This window comes from Moorena sp., assembly GCF_982860115.1.
Window position 1 is genome coordinate 1 of the sequence record NZ_CEYLVT010000023.1, and the last position, 5,797, is coordinate 5,797.

Below are 5,797 nucleotides of genomic sequence, written 5' to 3' on the forward strand. Positions count from 1 at the left end.
CCGATTCCCGATTCCCGATTCCCGATTCCCGATTCCCGATTCCCGATTCCCTTTTTATTTAAAACCCAATTATAAATCCTAAATTTAGCTATGACAAATTCTATAAAACTATCACCAATTAGTACCTTTGAAACTGGTATATTTGACGATGGTGCTGCTGAAATTCCTGCTTATGACCCCAGCTCACAACGCCTGTTTGTAGTCAATGGCGCTAATAATGCCATTGATGTTCTGAATCTGAGCGATCCTGCTAATCCTACCAAAATTACTGAAATTAGCCTCAATGATTTTGGGGGAGGTACCAACAGTGTTGCGGTGAATAATGGTATTGTTGCTGTAGCAGTTGAAGATGAAAATACACAGAATCCTGGTCAAGTTGTTTTCTTTAACACTGATGGCAATTTCTTGAATGCCGTAACTGTTGGAGCGCTACCTGATGCATTGACCTTTACCGCTGATGGTCAAAAAGTATTGGTAGCTAATGAAGGAGAACCCAATAATGAATTTACAGTTGATCCAGAAGGGTCTGTTAGTATTATCGACATCTCTGGAGGGGTTAAGCACGCTACTGTTACTAACGCTGACTTCAAAGCATTTAATCCTCAAATCGATCAATTGCAAGAGCAGGGAGTACGTATCTTTGGTCCCGGTGCTACAGTAGCCCAAGACTTAGAACCTGAGTTCATTACCGTGTCTGAGGATTCCCAAACAGCTTGGATTACCCTGCAAGAAAATAATGCCTTAGCTGTGCTAGATATCAATCGTGGCGAAATTACTGATATCTTGCCCTTAGGATTTAAAGACCACAGTCTGCCAGGTAATGGCTTCGATGCGAGTGATCAAGATGATGGGATTAATATCCAGAATTGGCCGGTTTTCGGAATGTTCCAGCCGGATGCGATCGCATCATTTCAGGTAGACGGAAAAACCTTCCTAATTACAGCTAACGAAGGGGATAGCCGGGACTTTGAGGGCTTTAGTGAAGAAGTGCTAGTGGGAGACCTTAACCTAGATCCCCATGCTTTCCCCGATGCGGCTGAACTCCAGAAAGCTGAAAACCTGGGTTCCTTGATAGTGACAAACACCTTAGGGGATACAGACGGTGACGGTGATTTTGATCAGCTTTTTGCCTTCGGGAGTCGTTCCTTCTCCATCTGGGATGAATATGGCAATCAAGTTTTCGACAGTGGCGATGACTTCGAGCGCATCACTGCGGAATTTCTACCTGATGACTTTAACTCCGACAATGACGCCAACGACTCCTTTGATACCCGCAGTAATGACAAGGGACCGGAACCCGAAGGAGTGGTAACAGGAGTAATCGATGGACGCACCTTCGCTTTTATTGGCTTAGAGCGTATTGGTGGAGTCATGGTCTATGACGTGAGTGACCCCACTCATCCTACCTTTGTACAATACATCAACAACCGGGATTTTAGCGGTGATGCTGCGGCGGGCACAGCAGGAGACCTTGGGCCAGAAGGATTGACCTTCATTTCCGCCGAAGATAGTCCCAATGGCAGACCTCTGTTGGTAGCAGCCAATGAAGTTAGTGGCACGACCACCATCTATGAAATCGACTCAATCCTTCCCGATCAAAGCATTGTGGGAGATGAGGGAGATAACAAACTAGTTGGTACTGAAGAAGATGATATCATTAAGGGTCTCGAAGGCAATGACACGATTCATGGTGACCGAGGTGATGACTTAATTCAGGGAAACCAAGGCAATGACATCCTGAGGGGAGGTCGAGGTCATGACGACCTTGATGGTGGCAGTGGCAATGACATTCTTAGGGGGGGTCGAGGTGATGACGACCTTGACGGTGGTCTAGATAACGACTTTCTCCAAGGGGGAAGGGGTAATGATATCCTAAATGGTAATCATGGCGATGATACCATTAAAGGGGGTCGCCATGATGATATCCTAGATGGTGGCAGTGGCGATGATATCTTAAATGGTGGTCGTGGCAGTGATGTCATGACTGGTGGTGAAGGCTATGATCACTTTATTTTTAAACAGAATAAAAGTCTATTACCCGGTGAATTTGATGTGATCAAGGACTTTGAGGTAGGTGTCGATAAAATTGAATTCCAGGGTTGGGGCAATATTGATCCTCAAGAGTGGTTGAATTCGGTTATCTATGAAGGTCGGATAACTAACACCGAAGATGGGACTTTGTTTAAGGCCAATGATGGTGGAAAAGTTCTCATAGAAGGAGTGAGTCTAGAGGATCTCAGTGCCTCAGATTTCAGCTTGACGTGACATACTCCCGACGCCGAATCAAATACCAGGAACACATCGAGAGCAATGATTAGGGAGCATCTTGATCCCACTAATTTTGGCAAAATTGGTGAAATTTTGTGAATTTAGGCAATTTGGCAACATCTCTAGGTTGTTTTGTTGTCTCATTGTTATTGTTCTGAGTTAGGGTCGTTTAATTCTATAAACGTCACTCCTTCAACAACAGAATGTTAAATATAGCTAGTCAATGGGAACGATAAGTTCATAAACCTGAAATTAATTCAGGGTGCATCTACTTTTTTTCAGGATACTTTTTTCGGTAAATCTCCTGAGTCAGCAAGTCAAAGACAGAGTAAACTATGTTCCGAAAGGTTGTAACCACAATCGCCCTGATTGGGATCCTAATTCCCCTATGGGGTTGTCAAAATCAGACCGAATCTCAAGCTAAAGACGTGATTGTGCTAGGGGACATTGCCTTGAATCCAGGCAGAAAGCAACGTTTTCAAGGGGTTGCTGATTACCTGGCAGCTAATTTAGGTGAGGCAGGAATTGGTCAGGGGGAGGTCAAAATTGCTTCCGACAAAGAAACCATGGCGCAATGGATAAAATCTGGTGAAGTGGATCTATACATGGATAGTCCTTATCCAGCCATGTATATGGTTAACCAAACTGGTGCTAAGGTAATCCTGCGCCGCTGGAAGAAGGGTGTTGCTGAGTACAGTACTATATTTTTCGCCCGCCAAGATAGTGATCTGAAATCTCTGGAAGACTTAAAAGGCAAAATGCTTGCCCTAGAGGTTCCCTTCTCCTCCTCAGGTTATATGTTTCCTCTATCTCATCTGATTAAATCCGGTATGAATCCAGTGGAGAAGGGGGAAGCGAATCATGAGGTGTCTAAGAATCAGGTGGGGTACGTTTTTGCTGGTGATGACCTCAACACTGTGCGCTGGGTATTGAGCAAAAATGTTGACGCTGGTGCTACTGACAGTGAAACCTTTGCAGGATTGCCAGAGAGTCAACGGTCACAGCTAGTGGTCTTGGCAGAAACCGAAAAGTTTCCTCGACAGGTGGTAGTTGCTGCACCAGATATGGATCCTAAGGTACTTGAGGAAGTCAAAGAAGTACTAATGAAAATGCATAAGAACAAAGAGGGTCAGGAAATTTTGCAGAAATTCAAAAAGACTGCCAAATTTGATCAATTTACCCAAGAACCAAAAGCAGCTTTAGCACAGATGGAAGAGTATTTTGAATTGGTGCAAGGACCGGATAATTAATCGCCCATGTTGCTGAATGATGGCGTCAGGTCGTGATTGCTCCTAAGGTTGATTAGGAACAGTGCTATCTTTGATGCAACTTGGTATTAAGAAATATCCCATGCGAATTTTACAAATCGTCCCGTCGATTTCCCTGGTATATGGTGGTCCGAGTCAAATGGTAAAGGGACTATCTCAGGCTCTGGCATCTCAAGGGGTAGCAATTACAGTACTAACTACTAACTCTAATGGGGATGCTGGTCAACCCCCTTTGGATGTACCCCTGGATCAACCAGTAGAACAGGATGGTTATCAGATCAGATACTTCCGTTGCTCTCCCTTTCGCCGCTATAAATTTTCCCTGGGCTTATTACGCTGGCTATGGCAACACGCCTCAGAATTTGACCTTGCCCATATCCATGCCTTATTTTCTCCAGTAACTACAGCAGCGGCTACCATCGCCCGAAAACAGGGATTACCTTACCTATTGCGTCCCTTAGGTACCCTTGACCCAGCGGATTTGCGGAAGAAACAACAGCTAAAGCGCATCTATGCCGCACTGTGGGAGAAACCGAATTTAGCTGGAGCAGCTGGTATACACTTTACCAGTCCACAGGAAGCTAAGATTTCGGAACGTTTTGGGACAGCATCCCCTGATATCGTGATTCCCTTAGGAGTAACGCCGCCAATCCAGCCACAACTCCAGCAACAACTAGCTCAAGCACGTACTGAATTAAAGATTCCCCATGACCAACCCTTAGTGTTGTTTATGTCTCGTATTGACCCAAAGAAGGGATTGGATTTACTTATCCCAGCTCTAGAAAAGCTATTAAACGAGGGACTCCAATTTCACTTTGTCTTGGCAGGAACTAATCCTCAAGACCCAAGTTATGAAAATAGTATCATAGAGCAGATCAAGGCTTCAATTCTATCATCAAATACTACCATTACTGGTTTCGTGACTGGTGACTTGAAAGCAGCATTGTTAAAGGATGCAGATGTATTTGTCCTGCCATCTTACTACGAAAACTTTGGGATTGCAGTAGCGGAAGCGATGGTGGCTGGCACAGCAGTGGTAATTTCTGACCAGGTCCATATTTGGGAAAACGTCAAAGATGCTGAAGCAGGATGGGTAAGTCCTTGCGAGGTTCAGGCTTTGACTACACAGTTACGGGAAGCTCTTCAAAATAAAGAGGAATGCCAACTGCGGGGAGTCAAGGCTCAGGACTATGCTTTAAAGCACTATAGTTGGAATGCGATCGCACAACAAATGATTCAGGTTTACCGTGAAATTAGTCATTAGTACCCGTAGGGGTACTGTCAAATCCCCAATAAATCAAGCAAAATAGACTTATCAGCCAATTAGCTAAAACAACAAATAGCAATACACAAACGATACATGCAAATGGAACGTATTCAGGAAATTCCTACCTTTAAAATTAATGGTTTTGCTGCTCTGGTAGGGATTATTGCGATCGCTAGTTTTGGTGTGTGGTTAGGTAAAGGTCTAGTCGGGTTTTCCAATATCAACGACTTATTGATCTATACCAACAACTTATTTGGTATTGGTCTAGTGATCGTAGCCTTGGTTGCCCTAAAAGGCTTTCTGACTGTGCAGCCTAACCAAGCCCGAGTGCTAGTGTTTTTAGGTAACTACGTTGGCAGTGTCCGTACCTCTGGTTTTTGGTGGGTTAACCCTTTCGCCTCCAAGCAACTGGTTTCTCTTCGAGTGCGTAATTTCAACAGTGATAAGCTGAAGGTAAATGACGCGAAAGGCAACCCCATTGAGATTGCTGCGGTAGTTGTCTGGCGAGTTGTAGACTCAGCCAAAGCGACCTTTGACGTCAATTCCTATGTAGATTTTGTGGCCATCCAAAGCGAGACTGCTATCCGTGGTTTAGCCAGTCGTTATCCCTACGATACTAATCAAGAAAACCTAGCGTCACTCAGAGGCAGCCCCGAAGAGATTGCAGCAGCTCTCAAGGAAGAATTACAGGCTCGCTTAGAGGTGTCAGGTGTCGAGGTGATTGATAGTCGTATTTCCTATTTAGCCTACGCTCCGGAAATTGCCCAAGTCATGCTAAGGCGTCAGCAAGCTCAAGCAATCATAGCAGCTCGTCAAGAAATTATTGAAGGTGCCTTAAGCATGGTGGAAATGTCCATCAAGCGGCTGAACGATAACCAAATTATTGAGCTAGACGAGGAAACAAAAGCAGCAATGATTAACAATTTGCTAGTGGTTTTGACTGCTGAGCAAAATATACAACCTGTTGTCAATACTGGTAGTCTTAAACTTTAAG

Annotated in this window: 4 protein-coding genes; all 4 read left to right on the plus strand. The window is 44.4% G+C overall.

The window, feature by feature from the left end; translation table 11 throughout:
* Positions 1 to 90 precede the first annotated feature (90 nt).
* The 4 genes from AC4II3_RS06405 (at position 91) to AC4II3_RS06420 (ending at position 5,796) form a co-directional block, all read left to right on the plus strand.
* A complete protein-coding gene (locus AC4II3_RS06405; protein WP_488007851.1) occupies positions 91 to 2,265 on the plus strand; it encodes a choice-of-anchor I family protein in 2,175 nt (724 codons plus the stop codon).
* A 338-nt stretch (positions 2,266 to 2,603) separates the two neighbouring features.
* Positions 2,604 to 3,518 (plus strand): phosphate/phosphite/phosphonate ABC transporter substrate-binding protein, encoded by a 915-nt coding sequence (locus AC4II3_RS06410; protein WP_488007849.1) that lies wholly within the window; start codon positions 2,604 to 2,606, stop codon positions 3,516 to 3,518.
* Between the two features lie 100 nt (positions 3,519 to 3,618).
* A complete protein-coding gene (gene hpsP, locus AC4II3_RS06415; protein ID WP_488007855.1) occupies positions 3,619 to 4,800 on the plus strand; it encodes a hormogonium polysaccharide biosynthesis glycosyltransferase HpsP in 1,182 nt (393 codons plus the stop codon).
* A gap of 102 nt (positions 4,801 to 4,902) precedes the next feature.
* Positions 4,903 to 5,796, plus strand: a complete 894-nt coding sequence (locus AC4II3_RS06420; protein ID WP_488007853.1) for an SPFH domain-containing protein — start codon at positions 4,903 to 4,905, stop codon at positions 5,794 to 5,796.
* Position 5,797 lies beyond the last annotated feature (1 nt).

Excerpts from the sequence above, each read along its gene's own strand:
- hpsP (WP_488007855.1), top strand. The coding sequence starts at position 3,619 with ATGCGAATTTTACAAATCGTCCCGTCGATTTCCCTGGTATATGGTGGT.
- AC4II3_RS06410 (WP_488007849.1), top strand. The coding sequence starts at position 2,604 with ATGTTCCGAAAGGTTGTAACCACAATCGCCCTGATTGGGATCCTAATT.
- AC4II3_RS06405 (WP_488007851.1), top strand. The coding sequence starts at position 91 with ATGACAAATTCTATAAAACTATCACCAATTAGTACCTTTGAAACTGGT.
- AC4II3_RS06420 (WP_488007853.1), top strand. The coding sequence starts at position 4,903 with ATGGAACGTATTCAGGAAATTCCTACCTTTAAAATTAATGGTTTTGCT.